Source organism: Fulvimarina manganoxydans (assembly GCF_900176465.1).
In the GTDB taxonomy this organism is placed as follows: domain Bacteria; phylum Pseudomonadota; class Alphaproteobacteria; order Rhizobiales; family Rhizobiaceae; genus Fulvimarina; species Fulvimarina manganoxydans.
The window spans coordinates 1-25,680 of the sequence record NZ_FWXR01000001.1 but is presented as its reverse complement, the minus strand read 5'-3'; the positions used below and the strand labels follow the sequence as shown (position 1 = coordinate 25,680).

Here is a 25,680-nt window from a genome sequence, read left to right as displayed (position 1 = left end):
CCGATGAGGCTCTTCGTCGCCTACGTCCGAGACCTAGACACTGTGTTCGACCCGGCCGTCCACTGCGAGACCCAGAACGACGGCTTCAGCCTCGAACTCCGCGAGGTCGAAGGCCAGTATGCGGAACTCACGATCGAGCGACGGCAGACCGGGTATTCCATCCTCGCCGCGACCGCGCCGAAGTGCATCCTTGCCTCCTGGAGCCCGACCGGTCTGCCGACGGACGCCATGCTTTTCGCTCGCGGTCGCATGACCGAAATGCCGTCCGACCTGTTCGGCACCCGGCAATCCTTGACCTTTCTCTGCGCGCCGAAGGATATCGACGACCGCGTCCTTGCGCTCGCCAAGGACACGAAATCGCAGGGTCCGGAGACGGACCTTCTGTTCTCGGACGCGGACCCTGAAGATCCTGCCGCATACCTCCTCGGCCGGTCCGAGGTCTGGCACGTGGACGCCGCGACCCACGCGATCGCCGCGGTCGGCGAGGTCGAGGGCGAGCGCGTGCTCGACATGACCTCGACGGCGCTCGTCTCCGGCGGCCGGGTCAGCGACGGGCTCGGCGAGTTCGGGCGGCCGTGCAAGACGATCAGGGGCCGGCTGGTCGCGTCGTGGCAGCAGACTGCGTCTGGGTCGTGCGACATCGGCTGGGCGATCGGCGCGTTCACCACGCTCGATCCCTCGTTCGCGAACAACATCGGGTCGGCGATCCAGGTGTTGCCGGCCGCCGGCTGGAGCACCGGCGACGGCGGCGTAAGGTCCGACATCCGCGAGATCTCGGGCCCCCGGGTTTTCTTTGCCGCCCGCTACGAATCGGAGCATCTCGACCGCTCCGGCGTGACCGCGTCGAAATCGTATTCCGCGAACGAGGGCGATATCGTCCGGATCGAGCACGAATGCGACGTCACGCTGAGGGCGTGGCGCGTCGAAGTGCAGTCGTTTGCCATGTCGTATGATTTCTCGCAGGAACGCGAGGAGGTCGTCTACGCGGCGCTCGACCTGCCGATTCAGCAGACCGGCATCGAGGACGACGAGGACGAGGTCGTCGAGTACGCCCTGAAAGATTTGTTCAGCGACCCGACGATCGCCGAATACGAACCCGGCCAGGAATACGAAAAGGGAGCCGTCCGCCGCTACAACGGCGAGATCTGGCGGTGCCGCGAGGCTCACTATTCGACGGGCTTCGGCATGCGGAAGGCAGCGTCCGTCACGGGCTGGAAATCCTTTCGGACTGCCATCGTGCCCGGCGGTACCTACTGGGAGCGCATCGAGGAGGAGTGGGCGGTCTATCCCTCAATGTCGTCGTTCATCGATGCCGTCCGCGGCCAGGCGTGCGTCGCTCACATGATGTGCCGGCTCCGGAAAGAGGGGCTCCGGCGTCTCCGCGCGAGGCGGGTCAGCCTGCAATTCCGGTGGCAGGACGCGGCACATGTCACCCGCGCCGACAGCGTCGTCTTCCCCGGCAAATGGTCCGAAGTCGAAGACCGCGCGATGATCGGCAGGGTCACCTCGAAGATATGGACGTGGCCCGAGCGGTCCGCGCCGATGATCACGCTCGAGGTCGGCGTGTCCTTCGGCGACGGCTCCGAACGCGGCGACGACGAATCCTTCGTGGACGACGGCTACATCGCGGACGGCTATGGCGCTTCCGGGTTCTCGGCGCGATCGGGCATGGAATGGTACGTCGATGCGGACCCCGTCGAAAGCCGGGTGCCCGTCAATGCCCTCAGAACGACGTGGTCCGTGCAGTCCGTCCGAAAGGGCGGCCAGCGTGAAGAGCAGACCGCCGCCGCCAATCTGCTCGCGATCAATGGCAAAGAAATCCGGGACGCGCCGGTGATCCGGCCGACCTGGGGTGTCGTCCGCATGAAACCGCTCGAAGCGACGGATACCATCCGCCGCGAGATCGATGTCGTGGGCGCGCTCGCCGGCGGCCCGCAGGGGGTATTGCTGACATGAGTGCATCGACGAGCAAACGCCTCGGCCGCCTGGTCGCCCGTATCGCCGAAGAACGCGCCGTGCGGGGGCGAACGAAATCGATCGCGCGGCCGCGGACGGTGAAAGCACTTGTCGCAGGGCTCGAGGATGCGCCGCAGACGCAGGGCTCGGCGGCGGAGATGAATCGCTACGACATCTCGCCGCCACTGCCTGCCGCGACCCGACAGCACCTGCGCCGGATCACCGATGCCGAGGGCGCCTGGATCGGATCCGCCGTCGACACGACGGGGCTGATCGTCCGCCTCGAGCGCGGCGTCGACTATGCCGGCATAGCGACCGAGGGCTCCGGCGGCCTGCTGGCCGGAACGGTCGAGACGAAGCTCGAGCCGGAAGAGAAAAGCATGCTCGACCGCGTGTTCGAGGTCGAAGGCTTCGAGGCGAGCGACGAGTTCTGAAGGAGTAGGTAAATGGTTGAAGTTCTTACGCGAACCGCCAAGGGCGCTCCGCTGACCTTTGCGGAAATGGACACGAACCTTACGAACTTGAAGGCAGCGATCGAGGCGGCCGCCGGCGGCGTCTACGCCAGCGGATACCTGCAGGATCCGGAGAGCGGGGACGTCACGTTCGTCTATTCCGACGGCACGGAAATCGGGCCGATCACCCTTCCGACGAAGCCCCTGTCCATCCGGGGAGCGTGGTCCCCCGGACTTCCGTATGTCCCCGGCGATCTCGTTCAAGCCGCCGGCGAGTCGTATGTCGTCAAGACGGCTCACGTCGCCGGTGATCTCGCTGCGGACGTCGCGGCGGGCAGGCTCGTCTTGCTCGCCGGTCGAGGCGAGGACGGCAACGACGGAGACCCCGGCGATCCGGGGAAATCCTTGCGGCTGGCCGGTGCGTGGACGGTCGGCACGGACTATTCCGTCCTCGATCTCGTTTCGCACGAAGGCTCGTCCTACGTCGCGGCCGCGGACCACGTCGCCGGCGTATTCGCGGACGACCTCGCGGCCGGCCGGTGGCAGGTGTCGGCGGCCAAGGGCGAGCCGGGCGACGATGCCGAGGGCGGCGCGGGCGGAATTCCTGACGCTCCGGACGACGGAAAGGTCTACGGCCGCAAGAGTCTGGGCTGGGAAGAGATCGTCCACCCGGAGGCGTCCGGCGGCGGCGGTGCTGCCGGCCACTGGTGGGACGAGGCCTACCGGGATGCATGGGCGACGGGCGTCGACTATCGCGCCGGCGACATCGTCGGCGGCGACCAGGTCGGCATTAACGACGGGCTCTGGGTATGCGTCTATCCGCACACCTCGAACACCGCATCTCGCCCGTCGTGGAACGCGGTCATGAACGGCGTGTGGACGCCCTTCGGATTTCCCTACCAGGGCGTCGGCATCAACGCCGCCCAGGCCAAGGGAATCAGTCACCTGCTTTTCCATTCGAAGGCCGACGGCTCGGTGGTCGACCTGCGCACGTACATCCGCGCTCTCGAAACCCGGATCGCCGCGCTCGAGAACGCGTGATCCGGGGTCAGGAGACGGCGTATACGCCGCCTCCTGACTTCAGAACGGGATCTCGTCGAGTTCCGGCGGGTGAATGTTGAAGTCCTCGTCGTCGTCGAAGTCGTCCGGTGGGTCGCCTCCGGATCCTCGCGAGCCGAGGAACGCGTCCAGCATCTTCGACCGCTCGCGTGGCTTCGGAGGTTTGGGCGGTTTGTCGGCCGGCCGGCGCCTCGGGGTGTGCTCGATCGTCGAGGACCTCGCGCGTGCGATGGCCTCGACTTCCTCGTCCGACATCCAGCCAGGCACGAATGCCTGCGTGCCGTCGGAAGCCGCGAGGCGGAAGAAGGCGGCGCTGACGATCCCATTGCCGGAAATCCTTCGGACGAACGCCGAGAAATCCTTCTCGCCGACGGTGTCCTCGGCTATCAAGCCGCCCTTGGCGATCGCGACCTCGAGCGTGGCGGCCGCGCCCTTCTCCAGTTCCTCTTGTAGCGACGAGATCTCATCGACAACGATGCCTTCCGGGACGCGGTCGCCGTAGATGTAGAGGGAGGGGCGGTCGTCGCGCCAGATCGGGCGCAGGCGAGCCGCAGCCTGGGTCAGTTCCTCGTCCGCGATCGCTCCGAGAAGACGTCTTCCGATCGTTCCGGAATATGTCATCGTCGGGAGATAAACGTCGCTCCCGTCCCGCATGGCAATCCGGCGGCTCTCCGTCAGATACGGGATCGGCTCGCCATCGATCGTGCCGGTGCCGTTCGGATCTATGCGGTCCTCATCGCACCTCGCGGCATGCGCCAGTGCCGCTACCTGACCGTCGATCGACACGGGGTTGGGATACTGGACGCCGAAGATCAGGCACGCTGCGTGGCGCTTGGCCCAGTCCTCGCCTCTTAACGCGCCGAAATGCAGGAAATCCACGTTCGCTGGGGCCGCCCAACCGTCGATCAGAAGTTCGCGAACCGCTTTCGGCGTCACGACGAGGATCCGCCCTTCGCCGAATGCGGCCGCCTTCCCGACGATCTCGCGGCGGGTGTCGGCGAGGAGCGCGGCCTTGTCCTTGCGGACGGATTCTGAATCCTTGTCCTTCACGACGTATCGGGACTTGGTGAACGTGCACGTTCTCGCCGATCGCCCGTTCTCGTCGAGCGGACGGAGGGACGGAACCAGCGTCGTCCTGAAGTCGGCCTGGACCGACGCGTCCTTGCAGATCAACGTCCGATCCTCCCCGAGTATGACGCGCATCGTCTCCTCGTCGCCCGACGCGTCGAGGAAGAGGACCGGCTTGTCCGCGAAGCGGAAGTCGCGGATCCAAGAAATCTGGACCTTCCCGTCCGCGAGCGGCCAGACTCGGTTGTCGGATCGAAGGTCCTCGATCTCGTTTCCGCCGCGGTGCTGCAGGATCTCCCGGACGCGCTCGTCGAGGAGCTTCCACATCCGGTGTTCCTCTGCCAGCGACTCCGCGATATCGCCGGTCTCGGCGGCCGCCATCTCGATGGCTTCGCGAAGCGACGTCTGCGGCGTGACCTTCGCCGGCGACTGCCGGGCGCGGGAGCAGATCCGGAGCGCGATCTCGAGATCGGCGAGACGCTCCGGGGAGGACGCGATCGTCTCCGCCGCGTCCCGGCGTGCGTCCCAAGCCTCGATGACCGATTTCACCAGCCGCCGGCGCTGGTCGCGCCAGCCCGCCGTGATCTTCAGCGTCGCGTTCTCGCCGGCGTTCTCGTCTCCGCAGAGCGCCTTCCTCTCGGCTTTCGTCAGCCTCGGCGTCGCGCGATCGCGGAGCAGGACCTTTCGGTCGAACGTCCGCTCGACGAGGAGGTTGCCGGCGATGCTCTCGTCGACGACCACCGCGCGGACGTTCTTCATCTTCTCGGGTACGGGCGACGTGCCGTACGCGTGCACGGTCACTATGAGGTCGAAGCGGTCGAGCTTTTCGAGGCGCTCGATGAACGCGCACGACCGTACGTCGGCCGGCCGATCGGGGTTCTCTGGGTGAAAGCGGCACCAGACGTCGCGCTTCTCCCCTCGGATGTCGACGAGTTCGGTATGACACCCGCCCGAGGCGGAGATGCCGGCACTCTGAAGGACTTCGGCACGCTCCCGGTAATCCTTCGCGCATCCCCCGAGTTCGTGAGCGCGCCCATAGTGGTGGATGACGTCGAGGCCCAAGTCCTCGGCCTTCTGAGCGACCTCGGCCGCGACCCGGTGATGCGGAAGGATCATGAGGATCGGATACCGCCCGTGCTCGTTCTTGAGCGAGACGATCGCTTCCAGCACCTCGTTCCGGCGCGCCGTCTTCAGAAGATTCGTGGTCTTACCGAGCGACGCGCTCGCCTTGAGTAGCCACGCCGGGAGCTTCATCGGGTCGAGCCGCTCGTCTTCCGGAAGTGCGTTCCATGCCGCCGATGCGAGCAGGAAGTCGAGGATCGTCGACGACACGATCTCGCTCGCCTCCGTGCGCTTCTCGTTCCGCTCGTCCTTCGTCGGCTCGACGACCTCGCGCTTCTCCGCCGCCCACGTCATTCCCTTCGGCCCGGACCGCGCCCTTTCGATCATGCGTCCCGGAACGACCGGACGCGGCATGATGCCGTTGTTCGTGACGAACTCGGCGGCCGCCAAGGTCTTCCTGCGCGCCTCGGTCCGCACCCACCCGGAATGCCGCTTGTGATCGGTCTTGATCCTCGCAACCGCTTCGGCCGTCACCGCCACAACCAGCGCCTGCCGCCCTTCCGGGGTCCGGCAGAGCAGCGCGTTCGCGAGGCACGTCCTCTGTGCCAGCGCGAACAGGTATTTCTCGCGCCCGTCGACCACGATCCCGTCCGCGTCGGTCGTCCATTCATCGGACAGCGACCGCATGCGCGGCACCGCGACGTCGCCCGCCGCGGCGGTCCACTCGATCTCGACGCCGGGATCGAGCTTCATGGACGCCGGACCTTTGACCCGCCTGATCTCCTGGACGGCCGCGAGGAACGCCTCGATCTGCTCGGGTGTGACGAGAGGCGCCGATTCGGGACCGTGCGTCGACGGCGAAGCGCCGCGCATCCATGAGAAGCGGTCTTCGGTCTTGTGATGCCGGCCGTTGACGGTCTGAACGCGCCCCTGCCCGAGTATCTCGATCTGATGCTCCGAAAGCGTCTCGCCGTCATCTTCGAGAAGACGGAACGAACGATTCGGCGGAATGAGGTCAGGAGACGCGACGCGGTAGAAGATCGCGGCTTTAGGATAGTTGCCGACGCGTACGAACTCCGTTCTGCCGAGATGCTCGTCGGCCGCACTCTGGATCGACCACGAAAGCATCTCGTCCGTGACGTCGATATCGACGACGAAGGTGCACGCGCTCGCGCGACCGAGAACGACCGCGGCGTTCATGCCGATCGCCTGGCGCGCCCAGCGACGGACCGTTTTGACGTCGGGAGCCTCGTTCTGGAACTTCTTCCACGACAGGCGTTCGCCGTCGACTTTCGCCGGGCGCCTGCCATCCTGCTCCTGAGGGATGACCGCCCAACCCTTCTTCGCGATCAACGGCCCGAGATAGCCGAAGATGACTTCGCCGAAGCGCGTCGAGACGATCTCCTCGCCGTCGAGCGCGGCGACGGCGCCGAAAGCGCCGAAGTCGTCGTCGTCATAATCGTCATCATCGTCGTCGAGATCGACCGGGCGGCGGACGGGCAGCGTGGGCTTCGGCGCCGAGGCGGCGCTTTCCTTCGGAGTCGCCTGGTCTGCGGGCGTCGGATCGATCTCGATGTCGGCCGGAAAATCGTCGCCGGCGGCCGCTTTGAGAATCGAGAGAGCATCGCGAGCATATGCGCGAGCGGCCTCCTCGGTGGCGGCCTCTTCGGCAATCTCTCTCTCGCTCCGGTACCTCGGCTTGCGCGGTGCACGGGGCTGCTCGGCCATCGGGTCGAGGTCAACGAGGTCGCCTAGAAGATATCGGGGGTCGTGTTCGTCGTACATCTCGATCCGCGGGGTACACAACTGAAGCTTGTATTCGGCGCGACCGTTTGCCGGTCGTCGTTATCGTCAAGATGCTCCGCGATTCGGCTTGCCGCAATAGCCGTCTTCAAGAAAAACGCTTGTCAACATCGCTTCTGAGTGCTGTCAACATCAACAACGGCGTGTTCCAATACGCCGGACGCCCCATCCGATGGGCGGTTGGCATGTATTAACGAAGAAAATCTATCGAATTGCACATAAACCGGTTGCGCCTTGCTCGCGGACCTGCATCCTCATGATCGATAGGACGAAATTCCGATTCGCTCGGGTTCGTCCGGCGCCGGTGGGGACCGGCGGCGAAGGGGTGAATTGGGGAATGCGTGCACGACCGGCGTCCGTCGAGACGCTTCTGGAGACTTTGTCGGTGGCTCTTGGGGACGAGATTCGCCGTCGAGGGATGACGTATGCCGACGTCGCGAGGCGGCTGCGGTGGACGCGGCAGCGGACGCATGACTTGAGGGCGTTCGTCGACGGCGATACGCGAGCGCTCGGCGTCGAGGCGGCAATGCGCGTCTCGCAGACTCTGGGCGTGCCCGTCGTGCTCAGCGTGGGGCGGCCGCCGCTTCCGGATCGGCGGGTCGCGGCATGAACTTCCGTGTCTACGAAGTCGCGTCCGCACTCGCCCAGGAATACGGCGTCCCGGCCGCCCATGTCGCCGCGATCATCGAAGTTGAATCCGCCGGCGTCTACGACCCATGTTCGATCCGCTTCGAAGGCCATTATCTCTACCGGCTTCTCTCCGGTGCCGCTCGCGATCGCGCCGTGGCCGTCGGCCTCGCACATCCGAAGGCCGGTCGGGTGAAAAACCCGCGCTCGATGTCCGCCCGCTACAAGATGCTCGACCGCGCGATCGCGATCGACCGCGACGCCGCGATCGAAAGCACGTCGTGGGGCGTCGGGCAGGTCATGGGTGCCCATTGGCAGCGCCTCGGCTTTGCGTCCGCGGACGCTCTTCGCCGCGAAGCGCTCTCGGGTCTCGAGGGTCAGGCGCGTCTCATGATGCGGTACGTTCGCGTCTTCGGCCTCCTCGATGAACTCTCGACCGGCGCGTGGTCGCCGTTCGCCCGCGGCTACAACGGCCCCGGCTATCGCGCGAACCGCTACGACGAGAAGATGGCGGCCGCCGCCCGGCGCTACGGCGGCCAGGTCGCGTCCGCCGACGGCATGCTCCGGATGGGAGCGAAGGGCGCCCGCGTCCGCGAGCTTCAGGGATTGCTCGCCCGCGCCGGTTACGCCGTCCGGGTCGACGGGGATTTCGGCCCGACGACCCGGTCCGCCGTCCGAGCGTTCCAGCGGTCCCGAAACCTATCGGTCGACGGCGTCGCCGGGCCAGAAACCTTGCGGTCGCTGTCCGCGCTGAAGGTTTCGCCGGAGGAAAACGTCGGCAAGGCATCGCTCACGGACATCCCGCACGTCGAGCCCGTCGCCGGCGCGATCGGCGGGGCGGCGACGATCGGCGGCCTGAAGGACTCGATCGAGGCGGCCGCCGGCCAGATCGGCGCCTTGGCCGGCTATTCGTCGGTTTTCGAAACCGCGGCATCCGGACTAGTCGCCGTCGCCGGGCTGATCGGGGTCGCGGCCGCGGGGTACGCCGCCTGGCAGTGGATCCGCTCGAACCGGACGTTCGAGGGGGTGTCCGCGTGACGCGCCGTCTCGAAGACGATGAGGACCTCTCATTCGGCAACGGCGACCTGTCCGTTATCGACAGTCGATCCGGTATCCGCATCGTCGACCACGACGCGCTGATCACCTGGAACGACCTCGATGAGATCGCCGACGCCGCAGCGACCCGGATCCCGGCGCACCGCTTCTACCGCGCGATCGCGAATGGGGAGACCGACGATGCTGCCTGAGTTCGTCGCGTTCGTCGTCCTCGCCCCGGCCGTCGCCGGGTTCCTCTTCATGCGCAAATGCGCCCCCTCGAAAGGGATCGACTGGTGAGCAAGTACGTCATCGCCGCCCTCGCGGCCGCTGCTCTCGCGTGCTGTGGCTACGCGGTCTACCAGCAGGCAGCCGCCGCCGCGCTCCGCGTCTCCCTCGTCGAGACGGAAGCCGACCTCGCCGACGCTCGCGCCGGCCTCGTGGTCTCCGAAGCCCGCCGTCGAGGCGCAGAATCCGCGCATCGCGAGACGCTGATGATCCTCGCCGACGAAAGAGCGGCCGCCGACGCCGCGCAGGACGAGATCGCCCGCCTTCGCGACCGGATTGCCAAGGATGCGGGGACGGACCGCGACGCGCCGACCGCGCCCGTGCTCCGTGACACGATCCGCGGCCTGACGAGGACTACGTTCGAAGGCGTCACGGAAGTCTGGACGTTCGTCAGCGTCGTCGCAGGCCGCGTCGAGAAGGTCATCGAGATCCCGAGCGAAAGCCTCTGCCTCGCGCTCGTCAACGTCGCGATCGCCGACATCTTCGGACGCCCGGAATTCGAAGAGCGTCTGCGCGGCCGCGTCTCTCTGACATGCGCACCGACGGCCCCGAGGAGGTCCGCATGACCCGCCGCTGCTGTACCTGCCGCCCCGATTCCGACCTCGCGGAGTGGAGCCGCGTCTGGCTCCGTCTATGCGCCGGCGGCGCCTGTCTCGCCATCGGAGGCTACGCGATAACGGCGGCTATCTCATTGATATTGGGATGGTTTCTTGGATGAACGACGCGAAGACGCCCGTATCGTTCGCTTTCCGCGCACGCAATGCCGCCGTGGCGGCCGACATCGAAAGGAACGCGATGAAGAAGTTCGAGGGGATCATGGGCTACGCGCTCTTCACCGACCTGTCGACCGAGAGCGAGCCCGAACTCGTCGCGTTCGGCGAGGACGTAAGCGAGATCGCCGACGACTATGCATGCCGTCGGAACGCGAGAGCCGAGGATTGCGAAGACTGGTTCGAGAGCCCCCCGGGCACTCTCGTCGCGGTGGATACCGGGGGCGATGTCGTCGTCCGTCGGGCAGTCTACGACCAGGCGTCCGACGACTGCTTCATCTCGACGGAGGTGACGGCGCGATACGCGTGGGAAGCAGCATGATCCGCGCCCTAGCCGCCCTCGCGACCGCGCTCGCGATCTCCGGCTGCACGACGACGCGGACCGTTCTGGTGCCGCCGCCGTCTCTCGCCGATCGGATCCCGCCTCAGCTTCTCGCGTGCCGCGACCGGCCGGCCGCGGGCGATCTCGCGAGGCAGAGCGACGTCGCGCGGTGGGTCGTGGAGATGGATGCCGCCGGGGAGGACTGTCGGCGCAAGGTTTCAGCAATCCGGTCGATCGTCGAGCGCGACGGCCGTCAGACAGAAGGAGAGTGAGCATGAAGACGATATTCACGGTCGAACACCGCGACGGGCAGCATCCGCTCGTCGGGTTCACGGACGCCGAGGGCTACGTGCTGCCGCCGCGGCCGGTCTCGTCCATCGAGTTCGAATTCGACGATCGCTTCACCGTGCGCGGGATCGAAGAGGTCGTGAAGCGCGAGCAGGCGGAACCCGAAGCCACCGAGGACCCGATCGATCTCCATACCCGCATCCGCGAGATGCTCGAGACCGCGGCAGCCGCATATCGGCTGTCGCGCGATATCGGCGGAGACGGCAAGGACGCGGCGAGGATGGCCCGGACCGCGGACGATCTCCACGCCGAGGCTCGTCGCCTAGCCGGGCTCCAGGAGGCCGTGTGATGGTTGATGCGTCTTGGAGCAATCGCCCGCTTCCACGAATGGAGTTCGGCCTCTTCACGGACGAGGCTGGCGCTCCCGAATGGCGCGCCATTCGCGCGATCGCCGATCTCGAGGCCGCCGCCGCGACGTCCAAGGCCACGCTCAACGAGATCCGCTCGCGCGGAGCAGTCGCTCCGGCCGGCGCTTCCCGCCAGGTCCGCCGGCGGCTCGAACGCAATGGCGGCCGCGACGCCGGATATCTCGGCGCCGTCGATCGGGCGAAGCGCGACCTGCGGAACGCGGAAGATGATCTCCGGGACGAGAAGCTCCGGCGGGCGGGGGTCGTCGAGAAGCCGACGCTTGTCCGACCGTCGATGAACATCTGGCAGCGCTGGCAGCGCGAGGCCTGAAACGAGGAAGCCCGGCTGAGGGGAAAGCCGGGCTTCGAGAATTCTGGAGGGGTGTCGGATCAATGCGCGGGGGCGCGGTCCGGTTCCCGACGAGGGGATATGAAGAGTGAGCGGGGATCCTAACAACCAGCCGCCGCCGGCGCCTCGCGCATTCGCGTGGGGCACGGTCGCGGCCGTTCTGACGGCGATCGCCGCGCTCGTCGCGTCGACCGGGGGCTTCGTCAGCAACATTTCCGACGCCTGGGACACCGGGAGCCAGTCGTCTGCGCAGATCGACACGATCGATCAGCGGCTGAAGATCGTCGAGGAGATCGTGCCTCAGATCGAGGCAGTTCGTGCGACGGCCGAGCGTCTGTCGGACGACATGAAGACGCGCATCGTCGAGGCGCAGCGTGCCGGGCAGGACGTCTCCGAACTCCGCCAGAGCCAGCGGGAACTCGAGCGGCAACTGATCCACCTGCGCGTCCTCGTCGATGCGATGCGGGGGGAAGGCTGATGCGCGCGAAGGCTAAGCACATCTCGCCCGTCTCCTACCTGGTCGCCGCCGGCGCGCTGATCGCCGGCATCGTCGTCGCGCAGACGCCGGCGCAGGTCTATGCCGATCCGGCCGGCTACACGGTCAGCCGCCTCGTCGACGAGAGCGGCCACGATCGCGTCGTGGTCGACGTCGACGTCCTTAAGCTTCTGTCCTGCGACCTCGAAAGCGGCCGGGGCCCGGTCTGGGTCGACTTCTCGGATCCGGACGACGTCGGCGTTCCTCCGCCTTCGCCGTTCTTCCGGCCGGACGGGACGCAAGCCGGCAAGACCATGGGCGCGGCCGGCGACACGATCCCGATCCGTGGCTACTACGCTCTTGTCCCGAGCAAGCTCGCCGACGGCGACGGGTCCTGGACGGTCCGCGTGCCCTGCCAACTCTGGACGCTGGACGACGCGGGGAACCGGGTCTGGGGGCGGAAAGTCGTGGCCTCGTTCGGTCCGCTGCCGCTGCCACCGCCGGGCGCCGTCGCGACCGATCGAGGCCTCGGCATCCCGCTCGGAGACCTGCGATGAGCCCCGTCACCGATCACGCCGCGGTCCGTTTCTTCGAGCGCGTGCACCACGTCGATTTCTCGGCCCTCTGCCCCGGCGCCGCCGACGACCGCGCCCGCCTTCTCGCGGTCTGCGCCGCGTTGGAGATCTCCGTCCGGGAAGCCCGCGACCTCGTCTGTCCGCCGAGGCTGCACAGGTGGATCCGGAGGGGCGCGAGCGCGGTCACCGTGGACGGCTATCGCCTCGTCTGCGACGGCCGGACCGTCGTGACGACGACAGTCGCGGAGAAGCGACGGCGGCCGCCGAGGTTGCGTCAGGGCGGCGGCGATCTGCACATGTGCGGGGTCTATGACCTCCGCTGAGCGGATCTCGGGATCATCAAGTCGCCGATCTACAATACGAATTCAGTGGACGAGGAGGATTTCGTAACAGTCCCGGACGTATCGTGGCTTCCGATAAGATGGAGGGTTACGTGCTTCCCAGTTTTCTTCTCGGCGTCGTGAACGCGATCGGAATATTCGCGCTCCTGACGATGTCGTACGGGACGCTTCTCAGGCGCGTGCCGACGCCCCTCGTCCGCAGCTTCGCGATCGGGGCGGTATTTGGTGCGGGCGCCTCTCTTTCCATAGCGAACGCCGTCGAACTCGCGCCCGGGCTGCGGGTCGACCCTAGAGCCGTCATGCTCGTCCTCGCGGCACCGTTCGGCGGAACGATGGCGGCGATCGTCTCTTCGGTCATGACCTCGATCGTCCGCGCCATCGCCGGCGGCGCGGGCATGTGGCCCGGCATCGCCAACATCTGGGCGACGGCGCTCGTCGGCGTCCTGTTCGCCTGGCTGGTCTTTCGGAACGGCAGGGCTTATTCCATGCGGCGGCTGGCGCTTCTCGGCCTCGCGAGCAACGTGCCGCTCCTTTTCATCCTTACCGTCCCGAACCCTGACGCCGTGGCGGTATTCATGCGCACGATCGGGCCGATGGCGGCGATAGACACGCTCGGAGTCGTGATCTTCGGGACATTCCTGGCGAAAGAGCATTACAGAGTCGCTCGGGCGTCACACCTCGAGCGACAGGCCAGCACCGATCCGCTGACGGGTCTGGTCAACCGCCGGAAGATGCGCTCGACGATCACCGAAATGATCGCGACGGCGCGAGTCGCGCGCACGCCGGTGTCGGTCCTTCTCCTCGATATCGATCACTTCAAGGTCGTCAACGATCGCCACGGACATTCGGCCGGAGACGCGGTTCTGCAAGGCGTCGCGGACATCGTCGCCCGCTCGGTTCGTTCCGTCGATCTGGTAGCCCGCTTCGGCGGCGAAGAGATCCTCGTCGCGCTGCCGGAGACGGATGCTCCGGAAGCGGTCGCCGCCGCGGAGCGCATCCGCCGGACGATCGGGCAGACGTCCTTCGACATCGGCGGGAAGGCGTGCCAGGTCACCGTGAGCATCGGCGTCGCCACGGCCGCAGGGTCATCCGTCTCTTTCGACGCGCTCTTCGCATCTGCGGACGAAGCCGTCTATCTGGCGAAGGAGAACGGTCGCGATCGGACTGAGATCACCGGATCGTCCGCCATCGCATTGGCCGCCTGATTAGCTCACTGAGCACATCAACGGAACGCTATCGCGTTAGCGTTCGCTTTTCATGCACGCAACTAGCGGGCGGCGAAACCCTATATTTTGCAGGGAGTTGCGCTTGATTCGTGCGGGGAATCGGGCATCCTGAAGAGGCAAACGAAACGGCCCGGGCGGTGCGTCAACACCGGATCCGGGCCTGACCTCGAACCATGGAGTAAGCCATGACCAAGGATGCCCTCACCATATCGCAAGAGCCCGTCGTTTTCATCCGGGACGGAGCAGTTTTCGCGGACTCGCGCGTCGTTGCCGAGGTTTTCGATCGCGAGCATCGCACCGTCCTCCGCGCGATCGACGCGCTGATCGCGAGCGAGCCCTCTCTGGCCCTGCACCATTTTGTGCAGGGGTGCTACGCGAACGAGAATACGGGTGCCCAGCGCCACCGCTACTTCGACATGAACCGCGACGGTTTCTCGCTGCTCGTCATGGGGTTCACGGGGCAGAAGGCCCTACGGTGGAAGATGGGCTACATCGAGGCGTTCAACCGCATGGAGGAGGAACTTCGCTGTCGACCGACCGACCTTTCCGATCCGACCGCGCTCCGGAACCTGCTTCTCGGCTACACCGAAAAAGTCATCGCGCTCGAAGCGACCGTGTCTCAGCAGGCGAAGGCGATCGAGGTCGCCGCGCCGAAGACCGAGTTCTACGACGACTTCGCTGGCGCCGACGGCCTGTACGGTCTGCAGAACGCCGCTCGCATCCTCGACCAGAGCCCGAACAAGTTCATCCAGTACCTGAAGCGCGACTTCCTGTTCTACCAGGGTGGCTCACTGGTCCCGCGGGCGCACTATAAGAAGATGGGCATCTTCGACGTGAAGTGCACGATGGTCGACGACAAGGCCCGCTTTCAGACGTTCGTGACGCCGTCCGGGATGCAGTATTTCGCGAAGGTGATCGAACGCTGGCCCGACCTGTTCGGCCACGCGAGGCTGGCGGGTTAACGATCCAGACCGGCGGCGCTTGCGACCTCGCCCGCGCCGCCCCATATCGAACAGGTTAGCCGCTGCACAAGCGGTCGCCGCCGGACAGGCGGTCGGAAGGCTCCCTCCGGGGAGCCTTTTCATTTCCCGGTCTCGCGGCGCTCGAGTTCGGCCTCTACCGCCGCACGAATGAACCCCGCCAGCCCCCGCTTTCCGACGAGAGCCTCGATCCGCGCCCGCTGATCGGTCGTCAGCCGCACGACCGTCGGCGAGACGTCCAGTGCCGGTCTTCCCATACGATTCTCCTCAAATAAACGATATCGCTTATTGACCGGATAAACGATACCGTTTATATAAGGGGACATCAAGACGCGAATACGGAAACCGCCCAAGATGACCGCCCTCCACCTCGTCCACTGCTCCCCGGTCGCCGATCTCAAGGTCACGAAAGCCCACGCTCACGCGGCCTTCGATTGCTGCCTTTTCTTCACTGGCGTCGAAGCCGATCTCGACGATGCGGAGGCTATCTGCGAAGGCGCTTACGTCACCTCGATCGACGGCGATCATATTCACGTCCTCGACGTCGAGTGGGACTACATCGCCGCTCGCGGCCTCGACCTCGACGAGCAGGCCGAACGCGACATACGGAAGATTTTCTCGCAGGCATGGGAAGCCGCCGAGGACCGCCGCGAGATGGAGTGCGAGGGCGACGACAGGGCCTTCGTCCGGCGCGAGTTCGATCCGACCGACATCCTTCGCGGCGACGAGGAGGCCTTCGTCGACGAGGACGGCAAGGCGTCGTGGGCACTCCAGCGCATCCGCGCCCAGACCGCACGTCGTGCCGGCTACACGGCGGTGAAGGACTGGGATGAGCAGGGCGACGTCTACATCGTCGACTTCGCCGAACGCGAGAACGAACTGAATGCCGGCTGGCGCTACGTTGGCCGATACTCTGAGATCTGCGGCTGAAAACGTGAATGGCTCAAGATTCGAGGTGACGATGACCGACGAACAGGCAGACGCCATCATGCTCAGACGCTTCCTAGGCGACTTCATTATGCCGGCGCAGCGGACACGGGTCATGATCGAACTCGAAGCCCGCGGATTGACGAAATACGACCCTCGCTCCTGCCGGCACTTCCTCACGCCCGCCGGCGACGCCCTCATCCGCGCTGCCACCCGCTAGATCAAAACAAGAACATTGTTTAGCCTCCGGTTCACCGAATCGGAGGCTTCTTCATGTCACGCCGCGCCCGCCCACGCCGTCCTCTCGGCCGCCTCGACGAGAAGGCCGACAACACCTCGACGCACATGCGGACGATCATCCAGATGGCGATCCTCGAACTCCCGCCTGACCTCCTGCAAAGGATTTCTGCCGGCCGTCCGAAGATCAGCCCACAGGATTACGACGCCGCGAGGCGCGAGATCGCGGAGCATCTCGTCGTCCGGATTCGCGCGATCGTTCAGTGCGAGTACGGCCGGCCGGGTGCTGCTGGAGGGCACGGCTGAAGCTAAAGTGCGCGTAAGGCCCCGGGCGGCGGCCGAAACCGTCGCCAGGGTGCGCGTAAGCGTCAGCGCCTGAAGCCCGGCGACGCGCTCGAAGACGGCGACGATCGCCGGGAGGAGATGTCGTCTCCGAGTGCCTTGAACGCCGCCATCGGATCCTCGGGCTTCTCGGCTCGGTCCTCGCGCGGCGCCGGGGTCGGAAGATCGATCGTCTTCCGCGGGTCGAAACCCGTGTCTTCAGACTGCAGCCCGCCGCCGAACCTCGCACCCGCTCGCCAGGTGTAGCCCCTCGGATTCGCGACGATCCTCGTTTCGCCGACGTCATAATCGCGGGCGACGTGGACATGCCCATGCACCCAGACGTCCGGCTTGTAGCGCGCGATCGTCTCGCCGAGATCGGACGCATACGCCCCGTCTTCGGGCTCCGTGACCTTGGCGTGCTGCAGGCTCGTCGCAAGCGGCGCGTGGTGCGTGACGACGACCGTCGGGCCGTAGAAGGGCTGGGCCAGTACACCTTCGATGTACCTCCGATGGCGGGCGTGCAGCGACTGGAGCCGGTCCGGGCGCAGGCGGCCGCGATCAGCGCCGGAGCCCGTCCGGATGTAGCGGAAGTCGTTCATGACGGCGGCCGCCTGCCGCTTCGCGACGAAATCGTCGCCGGCAACGCAGTAGTCCGTCCAGAGCGTCGCGCCGACGAACCTGACGCCGGCGAGAACGACCGTGTCGCCGTCGAGAATGTGGATCCCGTCGTCGTGCAGGCGTTCGCGGGTCCGTTCGATCTCGCGGTCGATAGAGCCGCGCCAGAAATCGTGATTCCCGGCGACGGCGACGATGGGCGTGTTCGGCAGCCGCCGGCGAATGCCCTCCAGGAGGAGACGTCCGCGCGTCGAAAGACGGCCGTCGATGTCGCCGGCGACGACGATCACGTCCGCGCCGGCGTCCTCGATCTCGAAGGGCACCTGGAGGGCCGGAGCACAGATGTCGTCGTGCAGATCGGAAAGGATATGGAGCTTAGTCATACGACATGATTCCTATTTGAGTGTCGGACGACGAGACGATACGCGGGCATTCAGCAAGAATGGACCCGCATCTTCGCGAGCAATATCTTCATGCCGACAAGGCCGAGATACCTGCGGTCTTCAATGGAAAACTGGCTCCATACTTCGACAGCGGTCTGCGCGAATTCTTCCGGTGACGTGCCCTCGCGCGACTGGATGTCCGCGAGGCGGGCAAGCGTGGCCTCAGGAATCTCGATCTGCATCGCGCGCCTCCATCCGTCGGTCATATATCTGGAGTAGTGACGCGCTGACGTCGTTTCCGACGACCTCGTCGACGCGCGTCGGCAGTCCTTCGACGACGAGGTGAAGGAGCGCCCGCCGGCCGGGCTCGGTGAGCGCGGCGAAGAGTTCGGTCAGCGCCGCAGCGGCATCGACGGGATCGACCGCGATCTCCTCGCATGCCATCGTGAAGGCGTCCTGGCGGCGCCCGCGAGCACCGGCGTTATGAGTGATCTTCATGACGATGCCCTCAGTTGATCTTGCGCTCACGCAGCGTCTCATCGAGTGACGCGTGCACGACATAGAGAATAAGCGCCTCGCCGATGACGCGCTCGATCGGGACTTCGCGGCGCTCCGCGATCTCGCGAAGGCGGGGTTCGATGTCGTCCGGTAAGTCGACGGCGAAACGGAGGATCATGCCAGCCCCCTCTTCGTCGCGAATTCGCGAAGTGCAGCCTCTCCGAGAACCCGGCGTTCGACGGCCAGGTGCGCTAGCTCCATGATCGCCCCGCGGTTCCGGATGACGAGCATGACGGCTTCCGCGTAGAGCCTCCTCATCCTCGCCTCGACGCGATCTCCGTCCGGCTGCGCCGGCGTAAGGAACCCGCCGAGGCCTCCGCGGTCCAGGCCGGCGACGAGGCCGGAAGCGGTCTCGAGGTCGCCGGCCGCGCCGATCGTGGGCTCGCCGAGAAGGACGTCTTCCGCCGCCCGGCCGGCGAGCGCGGGCAGAGCGATCCTGTAGACGTCCGCGAGGCGGCCGGCGGTGCTATCGACATCGAACGAGACATGGCCCGCCGACAGGCTGTCCACGACGATCGAGAGGGCGCGCGGGACATGACCCGACAGCATGAGCGCGATCGCATGCCCCGCTTCGTGGATCGCAGTCCTGAGGACGAGTTCCCGCGTCCGCGTCTCAGCCGGCAGCGCGACCTTCAGGATATCGGCCCCAGACACGGTACGCCGCTCGCGCCGAGCGATCCTCTTCGCCTCCCTGGCGAACCTCGCGACGTCTGCGCCCGACGCCGTACCCGCGAGCGCCGTCGCGACCGGTTCGATCGCCGACGACGGCAGATCGGGCGCGTGGTGCGCGAAGATCCGAGCGAGCGCGGCCGCATCCGGTAACGCGATCTCGAATCGACGGTCCAGGCGGCCCGAACGCAGGAGCGCGGGGTCGAGGCCGGACGCGTCGTTGCAGGCCGCGATGACGACGATGCCTTCCGTGCGAAGCGTGCCGTCAAAACATTCGAGAGCGGTGTTGACGATCGGGCGCCAGTAGTCGTCGTGCCTCGGCGACACGCCTCGGCGAGGCAGAGAATCGATTTCGTCGATGAAGAGCAAAAGCGGGATGTTCGCGGCGGCGGCTTCGAACGTCTGACGCATCGCGCGGATCGTGTCTGACTGATATGACGCGCCCGTCGCCGCCCACTGAGCAAAAGAACTGGAAATCATGGGCAGGTCGCAGGATGCCGCCAACGCGCTTGCGAACAAGGTCTTCCCCGTGCCGGGCGGGCCGACGAGGAGTGCGCCCGTGTCAACCTCACTCCACGCGATCTCGCCGGCGCGATATGCCGCGATGTCCGCAACGAGATCAGCCGCCCAGCGTGCCGCGTCACCGTAGCCCGCGAGGTCCTCGACGCGGGGTGAAGTCGGCCGCAGAATGTCGACCTTGCCGCCGCTGCCGCGCCGCGAGGCGTTCCGGGCAGCTTCCTTCTCCTGCTCTTCCACACGCCTGATAGCCGACTCGGCCCGCTTCCGCTCCTCGACGGCGATCTGGACGCGGACCAGGCGTTCGGCGGCCGCCTCGTCGGCGCCATAGACGAGAGCGTAATCGAGGGCGTGGTAAGGCATCCGACGCGCCGGAAGGTCGGCCGGCCAGTCGATCTGACGCCCGAAATGATCGGAAACGATCTGTGCGACGTCTTCATGGCGGTCGTCGCGAAGGTCGAATTCCGCGAGCGCGAAGAGCCGGATCTCGTCGTCGAACGGATCGTCGTCGTCATCCCGCGTCATGATGATATGGCGGCCGAGATCGGCCGCGCGAGCGAGCAGCGACAGGTCGAAGCCGCGCCCCCACTGGTAGTGGTCGAACGAGAGGTGAAGCGACTTCCCGATCGTCCGGATAACGGTGTTAGTCCAGCCGTCCGCGCCGCACTCGACGAGCCAGACGCCGGGGACGCCCAGAACGATCCGGTCGCGGAATGCATGCATCAGGCCGGAACGCTCGAGCACGATCCGCGCGACGCGCTGCGACGGACGGAGATCGGGACCGGGATCCGGATCGTCGTCATCGTCTTCGTCGGCGTGGAGGATGTCCGACGCGAGGTCGTGGATGTCGTCGAGGATGAGGGCATCGGGCGCGTCGTCGCGCCCACCGCCCAGGAGGCGGAGGTTCTTGGCCATCGGTGGTCTCCGGTTCCCCGCCTGCCGACGTAGCCGGCCCTGCGAGAGGTCAAAGGAATTCGGACGCTAGCGCGAACTTCTTAAGAAGTCCTTACCCGTCGTCTTTTTCCGGGGTCTCTGCGAGCGTCTTCGAGTACTGGCGCATCCGGAGGCGCATCAGGTGTTCGCTCAGACCCGCTTCCCGGTGCCTGCCGACGAGCGCGTGGAGATCGCGCTGGAAGTCCTCGACGAGAGGCGCGGCCTCTTCCATGCGCTCAATCACGGGATCAGGGACCGGTTTGCCGCCGAGCCACCTCTCGGCGGTGCGCTTCGCGACGCCCAGGACGTACATCGTCTCCTCGACATAGATCCCACCGGCGAGGCGTTTCACGAGCGCCAGGAATCTGTAGTGCGTGGGATCGTCAGTCCGGATGTCGGGGTCGCGGTCTTCGGTCATGTCTTCCGGAATAGCGGTGGCGGCTGGCGCGAGGCGGGTGTCGGGGAATGTCGCACACGGGTGACATTTCGTGGCGCTATGGCAGCCGTGCGTGACATTCGCCATCGGCGAACGAACCGGGATCGCGTCCACCGATGTTTACCGAAACGTCGGAAATCACCGGGAACGGACGGTGAAATCGGGACTTGCGCCGAAACACGCAAACCCCTACAGAGCAGGCACCGGGCGCGTAGCTCAGCGGGAGAGCACCTCGTTCACACCGAGGGGGTCACAGGTTCAATCCCTGTCGCGCCCACCATTTACTGGCCTGATTTCATTGGATTATTTCTGATATGGTGATCGGCTCTTGAGAAGCCAACCACCTTTTCGGCCAGCGAAACGAACTAAATCGATGGTCGGCGCCTTCCCGCCCTGCCCGTCGAAAGCGCCTTCCCGACGTTTTTGTTGGCATCTGGGTGCTGGTGCCCGTAGACTTTCATCAGCATCTCGCGAGTCATTGATAGATAGGCCGTGATGTCGCCCACATCCTCGCCGGCCCAGAGCAGCCATGTCGCGCGGGTGTGGCGGAGGGAGTGTCGGACGAAGGGATGCCCCTCGCCGAAGACCTGATCGAATGCCTTGGCCAAAGCCTTCTTCGGGTCCGATGGCTTGCCCCGATATTCGCAGACATATGTCTTCGTCTTCGCCGACCGACGAGCGTTAGTCCTCAGACGATCAGGGATGCGGATCGACCCGGCTTGCTTCGTCTCCGACACGTCTTTGCCCGGAAAGGCGCAGTAGAAGACGCCGGACTCCGGATCGAGAAAGGGCCGGCCTTCCTGGCGAACCAGACTGGCCTGCCAGATCCGACGCGAGCGCGTTCCAGTGTAGAGAGGTGCCAGGACGAAGGGCACGATATGCCGCATTGGGAAGCGCTTCGTCGTGTGTTCGTGCTGCACCTTGCGGGTCTTGTAGAGATGCCAGAAAAGCGCGGCTGCCTGATCCCTCGTCAGATAGTCGCGACGGCTCTTGCCCTTCTGCGGGATCGTGACGGTCGGCTTGTCGCGACAGAGCTTGCGTGCATGCGCCCTGGCGATCGCCGCTCGGAACTCGTCCAGCTCTCGGCGGGCAAAGGGTAGCTTACCCCGCCATTCGACATAAGCCTCACAGGTGTCCACGCCAATATCCGAAAGCTGCTTGTCGCCCCAGAACTCGATCAGCTTCTTCGCCCGCATCCGAAGATCGTCAGGAACGGCGACGCGACGCAGTGCGGCTTCGACATAGGACAGGATCACCTCGGCGCAGCCGACGTCCTCCGCCATACGGTTCTTCTCGGGCGCCGCCCGCTGCCTGTCGTAGAGGTATGCGGATAGGGCCTCTTCGGCCTCTCCCGCTCGGCTTCCAGGAAGCCCGTCGTAACGGCCTTCTTACCGTCCTTGATGACCCAGCGGGCGGCCTGGCGGATAGATCCATCCTGATTGCGGCGTGTAGCGTCGAGCCACAGGCGGGCGGGCTCACGTTTTCTCGGTATTAGCGGTCTTCTCCGCTATGCCCTCGGCCAATCCCGATGGGCTAATTAGCGGGATGTGTGTGATCGCTTCCCGATGCGATCGAGTGCGGCCAGTGCCGCAGCCGTGTTTCCGACCTTGGGAAGCCGGGGTCGATCGGGCGCCCTTTCCGCCATACGGACGCGGGCTGGCAAACGGCTTTGAAATGGGACCCCTCATCGGCGTTCAAACGGGACCCCTCCGCGGGTGTCGGATGCGCAACGGCCTCGTGATCGCGAAGCCATAGGCGAAGCGATGACGAGGCCGTTGCGTACGGCGCTAGGGCAGTCGATCAGAGGCGGTTCTTGAAGCGCCAACTCTCGTTGCCGGTCTCGATGATGTCGCAGTGGTGGGTCAGCCGATCGAGGAGTGCCGTCGTCATCTTGGCGTCACCAAAGACCGAGGGCCATTCGCCGAAGGCGAGATTGGTGGTGACGATCACCGACGTCTGCTCGTAGAGCCAGCTGATCAGGTGGAACAGGAGCTGGCCGCCGGACTGGGCGAACGGCAGATAGCCGAGTTCGTCGAGGACGATGAAGTCCACCGTGTGAGGTAGTCCGCCATGCGTCCCTGCCGGCCCGCCCGTCCTTTCGCCTCGAGCTTGTTGACGAGGTCGACGACGTTGAAGAAGCGGCCCCAGGCGCCTGAGCGGATGCGGGCTCGGGCGATGGCGATCGCCAGATGGGTTGAACCGCCCCGGGTTTGCCGGAGGCCGTTTGGTTTAAGTTACGCTGCTATGTTTTGCTGCTCCAGCATGGCGTAGTAGCGTTCCTAGGCTTCCGCCGGCGGGATGTTGCCGATGGGCTCCAGCAGCCGGCGATTGTTGAACCAGTCGACCCAGGACAAGGTAGCGAATTCGACCGCTTCGAAGCTGCGCCATGGTCCGCGTCGGTGAATGACCTCAGCCTTGTAGAGGCCATTGATCGTCTCAGCGAGAGCGTTGTCATAGAGCCTGTTATGAATCGGTTTTGATGGTTTTGCGTTGATTGATCATGTCAGACCGTCGCTTCTCCGATCCGACCGACGTTTCCGATGAAGAGTGGGCTTTAGTCGCGTCCTATCTTCGGCTTCTCGACGAAGAAGCCGGTCAGCGCGACCATGACCTTCGCGAGGTCTTCAACGGGTTGCGATACGTGGTGAAGACGGGCATCCCATGGCGCTTCTTGCCGCATGACCTGCCGCTTTGGGCGGCTGTCTATCAGCAGATGCAGCGCTGGCTCGCGGCGGACTGCTTTGTCGACATCGCCGACGATCTTCGCGCGGTCCTGCGCATGACCGCGGAACGCGAACCCGGTCCGTCGGCGGCGGTTCTGGACAGTCGCACGCTCCGCTCCTCCCCGAAAGCGGCGAGCGGGCCGGATACGACGGTGCCAAACGCAAGAACGGCTCGAAGATCCATCTTGGCACCGATACGATCGGATATCCGATCGGCTTGGAGACAACGCCGGCCAATGTGGGGAATCGGGATGTGGTCGCGCGATTAACGCCAGCGATCAAGACAGAGACCGACGGCAGCGTCGAGAGAGCTATGGCGGAAGCTGGGTGATGACGGTCTGAGAGAGGCGGCGTATCGAGGCGGGTGATCAAGCCTGCTAGAACCTCCCGTAGGAGCGATACGCCCATGACGGCGGATAGCACCGTTTCCGCCTTTCGACATCCCGACACGATTGATGATCCCCTGACCACAGTCCTGCGCGACGGCGCCCGGCGTCTTCTTGCCGAGGCGATCGAGGCGGAAGCCGCTGCCTTCCTCGCCGCGATGCAGGAGAAGCGACTTTCCGATGGTGGCGCTCGTTTCGTTCGCCATGGCCACGGCCCGAAGCGAGCGATCCAGACCGGCATCGGCCCGGTTCCGGTCAAGCGGGCGAAGGTTCGCGATCGTGGCGCCGGCGATGGCGTCGGCAGCGAACGCGTCACCTTCACCTCTGCGGTCCTGCCGGCCTCTCGCGATGTCGCTCGATGCGTTCCTCGCTCGGATCGACGTGCGATCCGTTCGCTTCGCGAACGCTCCTCACGGGTGCGCCGCACGACGAGCCTCGATGCCTTGCTGCCGGTCCTTTACCTGCGGGGCCTTCGACGGGAGACTTCCAAGAGGCGCTCACAGCCTTGCTCGGCAAGGACGCGCCGAACCTTTCGCCGTCGGTGATCTCTCGGCTGAAGGACGACTGGCAGGGCGATTACGACCGCTGGCAGCGACGCGATCTCTCCGCCCGCCATTACGTCTACGTCTGGGCTGACGGCGTCTACCGCCAGGCACGCATGGAAGACGCCGCCGCCTGCATGCTGGTGATCATCGGCGCGACGCCGGAGGGAAAGAAAGAACTCGTCGGCTTCCAGATGGGCGTGCGCGAGAGCACTCAAAGCTGGCGCGAACTCCTCGTCGATCTGAAGGCTCGCGGACTTGCCATCGCGCCTGAAGTCGCAGTCGGTGATGGCGCCATGGGCTTTTGGAAGGCGCTCGATGAGATTTTTCCAGGAACGAAGCACCAGAGGTGTTGGGTTCACAAGGTCACGAACGTCCTGAACAAGGTCCCAAAGTCGGTGCAGCCGAATATGAAGGCCGATCTGCGAGAGGTCCGTGATGCGCCGGATCGTGCCAGCGCCGAGGCTGCCATCGCGATGTTCGAGGAGAGTGAGGCGGTGAACGAGAACAGTCCAGTGGACTGTTCTCCCGCCGAACAGCGTCAAATATCCGAAGGCCGTCCACTGCCTGACGAAAGATCGCGAGGCGCTCCTCGCCTTCTTCGACTTCCCGGCGGAACATTGGGATCATTTGCGCACGGCCAACCCGATCGAGAGCGTCTTCGCCACTGTCCGGCACCGAACCGTGCGAACGAAAGGCGCCCTGTCGCACAAGACCGCCAAGCTCATGGTCTTCAAGCTCGTCATGGCGGCTTCGAAGACCTGGCGAAGGCTGAAAGGCGAAAATCGCTTGCCGATGGTCATCGCAGGCGTCAAATTCGCCGACGGTGTCGCGATCATTCCCGATGCAAATCAACGCGTCGCCTGATCGGCTCCATCACCCAATTTCGGCCATAGCTCGCGTCGAGAAGGCGTTCGTCGATCAGGGCTACACCGGAAAGAAGGCCACCGCGGCAGCAAGCCAGAACGGCGTCGAACTCTAGGTTGTCCGTCTGCCGGAGGCCAAGCGGGGCTTCGTCGTCCTACCCCGCCGCTGGGTGGTAGAGCGATCCTTCGCATGGGCGACCCGTTTTCGCCGCCTCGTCAAGGATTACGAACGCTATGCAAGCACACTTACAGGTTTACACATGGTCGCATTTGTTTGAATCATGCTAAAACAGACCACTCTACTCGCCGCCGGTCCATGGCAGGCTCTAGCAGCTGCTCCTAGCTATCTCCGACGCACTTTAACTCCGCGCGTAGACATCCTCGATCCGCACGATGTCGTCCTCGCCCGTATAGCTGCCGACCTGGACCTCGATGAGCTTCAGGTCGATCTTGCCGGGATTGTGCAGCCGGTGGACGCAGCC

At 65.4% G+C, this 25,680-nt stretch carries 28 protein-coding genes, 1 tRNA gene and 5 pseudogenes; 22 read left to right on the top strand and 12 right to left on the bottom strand.

Annotated features, from left to right (window positions below; all coding sequences use genetic code 11):
- Positions 1-3 precede the first annotated feature (3 nt).
- From B9A15_RS00165 to B9A15_RS00155, 3 genes are read left to right on the top strand one after another with little or no spacing between them, the layout of a single operon-like run.
- The gene (locus B9A15_RS00165) at positions 4-1,956 is read left to right on the top strand and encodes a hypothetical protein (RefSeq protein ID WP_084407781.1); all 1,953 of its coding nucleotides are present in this window, start codon (positions 4-6) and stop codon (positions 1,954-1,956) included.
- Complete coding sequence (locus B9A15_RS00160; RefSeq protein WP_084407779.1) at positions 1,953-2,390, top strand: hypothetical protein; 438 nt, start codon at positions 1,953-1,955, stop codon at positions 2,388-2,390. Before B9A15_RS00165 ends, B9A15_RS00160 begins: the two co-directional genes overlap by 4 nt.
- Positions 2,391-2,402: 12 nt before the next feature.
- Positions 2,403-3,449, top strand: coding sequence for a hypothetical protein (locus B9A15_RS00155; RefSeq protein WP_084407777.1), 1,047 nt, complete (start codon positions 2,403-2,405; stop codon positions 3,447-3,449).
- Positions 3,450-3,488: 39 nt separating this feature from the next.
- Here the strand turns inward: B9A15_RS00155 and B9A15_RS00150 are convergent, their stop codons facing one another.
- Positions 3,489-7,382: a bifunctional DNA primase/polymerase gene (locus tag B9A15_RS00150; RefSeq protein WP_084407775.1), complete on the bottom strand. Its 3,894-nt coding sequence runs from the start codon at positions 7,380-7,382 to the stop codon at positions 3,489-3,491.
- 624 nt (positions 7,383-8,006) lie between these two features.
- Between B9A15_RS00150 and B9A15_RS00140 the strand changes: the two genes are divergently transcribed.
- From B9A15_RS00140 to B9A15_RS00085, 12 genes are all read left to right on the top strand, one after another.
- On the top strand, positions 8,007-9,065 hold the full coding sequence (locus B9A15_RS00140; RefSeq protein WP_084407771.1) for an N-acetylmuramidase domain-containing protein: 1,059 nt from the start codon (positions 8,007-8,009) through the stop codon (positions 9,063-9,065).
- Positions 9,062-9,274 carry a hypothetical protein gene (locus B9A15_RS00135; protein WP_084407769.1) on the top strand — a complete coding sequence of 71 codons (213 nt, stop codon included), beginning with the start codon at positions 9,062-9,064 and terminating at the stop codon, positions 9,272-9,274. The genes B9A15_RS00140 and B9A15_RS00135 overlap by 4 nt, the downstream gene beginning before the upstream one ends.
- 84 nt (positions 9,275-9,358) lie before the next feature.
- Positions 9,359-9,916, top strand: coding sequence for a hypothetical protein (locus tag B9A15_RS00130; RefSeq protein ID WP_084407767.1), 558 nt, complete (start codon positions 9,359-9,361; stop codon positions 9,914-9,916).
- Between the two features lie 229 nt (positions 9,917-10,145).
- Positions 10,146-10,442, top strand: a complete 297-nt coding sequence (locus B9A15_RS00125) for a hypothetical protein (RefSeq protein ID WP_139798129.1) — start codon at positions 10,146-10,148, stop codon at positions 10,440-10,442.
- On the top strand, positions 10,439-10,714 hold the full coding sequence (locus B9A15_RS00120) for a hypothetical protein (RefSeq protein WP_084407763.1): 276 nt from the start codon (positions 10,439-10,441) through the stop codon (positions 10,712-10,714). Before B9A15_RS00125 ends, B9A15_RS00120 begins: the two co-directional genes overlap by 4 nt.
- Positions 10,715-10,716: 2 nt before the next feature.
- A complete protein-coding gene (locus B9A15_RS00115; protein WP_084407761.1) occupies positions 10,717-11,079 on the top strand; it encodes a hypothetical protein in 363 nt (120 codons plus the stop codon).
- Positions 11,079-11,468, top strand: a complete 390-nt coding sequence (locus B9A15_RS00110; RefSeq protein WP_139798128.1) for a hypothetical protein — start codon at positions 11,079-11,081, stop codon at positions 11,466-11,468. Before B9A15_RS00115 ends, B9A15_RS00110 begins: the two co-directional genes overlap by 1 nt.
- A 106-nt stretch (positions 11,469-11,574) precedes the next feature.
- Positions 11,575-11,964, top strand: a complete 390-nt coding sequence (locus B9A15_RS00105; protein WP_084407758.1) for a hypothetical protein — start codon at positions 11,575-11,577, stop codon at positions 11,962-11,964.
- On the top strand, positions 11,964-12,518 hold the full coding sequence (locus B9A15_RS00100; protein WP_084407756.1) for a hypothetical protein: 555 nt from the start codon (positions 11,964-11,966) through the stop codon (positions 12,516-12,518). Before B9A15_RS00105 ends, B9A15_RS00100 begins: the two co-directional genes overlap by 1 nt.
- Positions 12,515-12,859: a hypothetical protein gene (locus B9A15_RS00095; protein ID WP_084407754.1), complete on the top strand. Its 345-nt coding sequence runs from the start codon at positions 12,515-12,517 to the stop codon at positions 12,857-12,859. The genes B9A15_RS00100 and B9A15_RS00095 overlap by 4 nt, the downstream gene beginning before the upstream one ends.
- An 83-nt stretch (positions 12,860-12,942) precedes the next feature.
- On the top strand, positions 12,943-14,082 hold the full coding sequence (locus B9A15_RS00090; protein ID WP_244556743.1) for a GGDEF domain-containing protein: 1,140 nt from the start codon (positions 12,943-12,945) through the stop codon (positions 14,080-14,082).
- Between the two features lie 206 nt (positions 14,083-14,288).
- Positions 14,289-15,065 carry a Rha family transcriptional regulator gene (locus tag B9A15_RS00085; RefSeq protein WP_084407750.1) on the top strand — a complete coding sequence of 259 codons (777 nt, stop codon included), beginning with the start codon at positions 14,289-14,291 and terminating at the stop codon, positions 15,063-15,065.
- Positions 15,066-15,184: 119 nt separating this feature from the next.
- Here B9A15_RS00085 and B9A15_RS22780 read toward each other — a convergent pair whose 3' ends face one another.
- Positions 15,185-15,340 (bottom strand): hypothetical protein, encoded by a 156-nt coding sequence (locus tag B9A15_RS22780; protein ID WP_170923115.1) that lies wholly within the window; start codon positions 15,338-15,340, stop codon positions 15,185-15,187.
- 97 nt (positions 15,341-15,437) lie between these two features.
- Here B9A15_RS22780 and B9A15_RS22775 point away from each other — a divergent pair, with 97 nt between their 5' ends.
- From B9A15_RS22775 to B9A15_RS00070, 3 genes are read left to right on the top strand one after another with little or no spacing between them, the layout of a single operon-like run.
- On the top strand, positions 15,438-16,013 hold the full coding sequence (locus tag B9A15_RS22775; protein WP_170923114.1) for an AcrIF11 family anti-CRISPR ADP-ribosyltransferase: 576 nt from the start codon (positions 15,438-15,440) through the stop codon (positions 16,011-16,013).
- A 25-nt stretch (positions 16,014-16,038) separates the two neighbouring features.
- Positions 16,039-16,230 (top strand): hypothetical protein, encoded by a 192-nt coding sequence (locus B9A15_RS00075; protein ID WP_139798126.1) that lies wholly within the window; start codon positions 16,039-16,041, stop codon positions 16,228-16,230.
- A 53-nt stretch (positions 16,231-16,283) separates the two neighbouring features.
- A complete protein-coding gene (locus B9A15_RS00070; RefSeq protein WP_139798125.1) occupies positions 16,284-16,553 on the top strand; it encodes a hypothetical protein in 270 nt (89 codons plus the stop codon).
- A 62-nt stretch (positions 16,554-16,615) separates the two neighbouring features.
- Here the strand turns inward: B9A15_RS00070 and B9A15_RS00065 are convergent, their stop codons facing one another.
- The 6 genes from B9A15_RS00065 to B9A15_RS00045 form a co-directional block, all read right to left on the bottom strand.
- The gene (locus tag B9A15_RS00065; protein ID WP_084407744.1) at positions 16,616-17,569 is read right to left on the bottom strand and encodes a metallophosphoesterase; all 954 of its coding nucleotides are present in this window, start codon (positions 17,567-17,569) and stop codon (positions 16,616-16,618) included.
- A gap of 50 nt (positions 17,570-17,619) precedes the next feature.
- On the bottom strand, positions 17,620-17,811 hold the full coding sequence (locus tag B9A15_RS00060) for a hypothetical protein (RefSeq protein WP_084407742.1): 192 nt from the start codon (positions 17,809-17,811) through the stop codon (positions 17,620-17,622).
- Positions 17,792-18,067 carry a hypothetical protein gene (locus tag B9A15_RS00055; RefSeq protein ID WP_084407740.1) on the bottom strand — a complete coding sequence of 92 codons (276 nt, stop codon included), beginning with the start codon at positions 18,065-18,067 and terminating at the stop codon, positions 17,792-17,794. The genes B9A15_RS00060 and B9A15_RS00055 overlap by 20 nt, the downstream gene beginning before the upstream one ends.
- 10 nt (positions 18,068-18,077) lie before the next feature.
- Positions 18,078-18,245, bottom strand: coding sequence for a hypothetical protein (locus B9A15_RS22770; RefSeq protein WP_170923113.1), 168 nt, complete (start codon positions 18,243-18,245; stop codon positions 18,078-18,080).
- On the bottom strand, positions 18,242-20,227 hold the full coding sequence (locus B9A15_RS00050) for an AAA family ATPase (protein WP_084407738.1): 1,986 nt from the start codon (positions 20,225-20,227) through the stop codon (positions 18,242-18,244). The genes B9A15_RS22770 and B9A15_RS00050 overlap by 4 nt, the downstream gene beginning before the upstream one ends.
- 91 nt (positions 20,228-20,318) lie before the next feature.
- A complete protein-coding gene (locus B9A15_RS00045) occupies positions 20,319-20,663 on the bottom strand; it encodes a hypothetical protein (RefSeq protein WP_084407737.1) in 345 nt (114 codons plus the stop codon).
- A gap of 223 nt (positions 20,664-20,886) precedes the next feature.
- Between B9A15_RS00045 and B9A15_RS00040 the strand changes: the two genes are divergently transcribed.
- Positions 20,887-20,961 (top strand) — tRNA-Val (locus B9A15_RS00040).
- An 85-nt stretch (positions 20,962-21,046) separates the two neighbouring features.
- Here the strand turns inward: B9A15_RS00040 and B9A15_RS00035 are convergent.
- From B9A15_RS00035 to B9A15_RS00025, 3 genes and pseudogenes are all read right to left on the bottom strand, one after another.
- Entirely contained in the window at positions 21,047-21,964 is a 918-nt protein-coding gene (locus B9A15_RS00035) for a site-specific integrase (protein ID WP_084407735.1), read from the bottom strand.
- 517 nt (positions 21,965-22,481) lie between these two features.
- Positions 22,482-22,891: pseudogene (locus B9A15_RS00030) on the bottom strand (ATP-binding protein); the annotation flags it as partial.
- Positions 22,892-22,960: 69 nt separating this feature from the next.
- Positions 22,961-23,137 (bottom strand): annotated as a pseudogene (locus tag B9A15_RS00025) (integrase core domain-containing protein); the annotation flags it as partial.
- Positions 23,138-23,181: 44 nt separating this feature from the next.
- On the opposite strand from B9A15_RS00025, the pseudogene B9A15_RS00020 reads away from it, so the two are divergent.
- The 3 pseudogenes from B9A15_RS00020 to B9A15_RS00010 form a co-directional block, all read left to right on the top strand.
- Positions 23,182-23,732, top strand: a pseudogene (locus B9A15_RS00020) (transposase); the annotation flags it as partial.
- A gap of 78 nt (positions 23,733-23,810) precedes the next feature.
- A pseudogene (locus B9A15_RS00015) lies at positions 23,811-25,199 on the top strand (IS256 family transposase).
- Positions 25,200-25,233: 34 nt separating this feature from the next.
- Positions 25,234-25,476, top strand: a pseudogene (locus tag B9A15_RS00010) (transposase); the annotation flags it as partial.
- Between the two features lie 81 nt (positions 25,477-25,557).
- Here B9A15_RS00010 and B9A15_RS00005 read toward each other — a convergent pair.
- Positions 25,558-25,680 (bottom strand): cupin domain-containing protein (locus B9A15_RS00005; protein ID WP_139798124.1); only part of this gene is annotated, 123 nt, incomplete at its 5' end.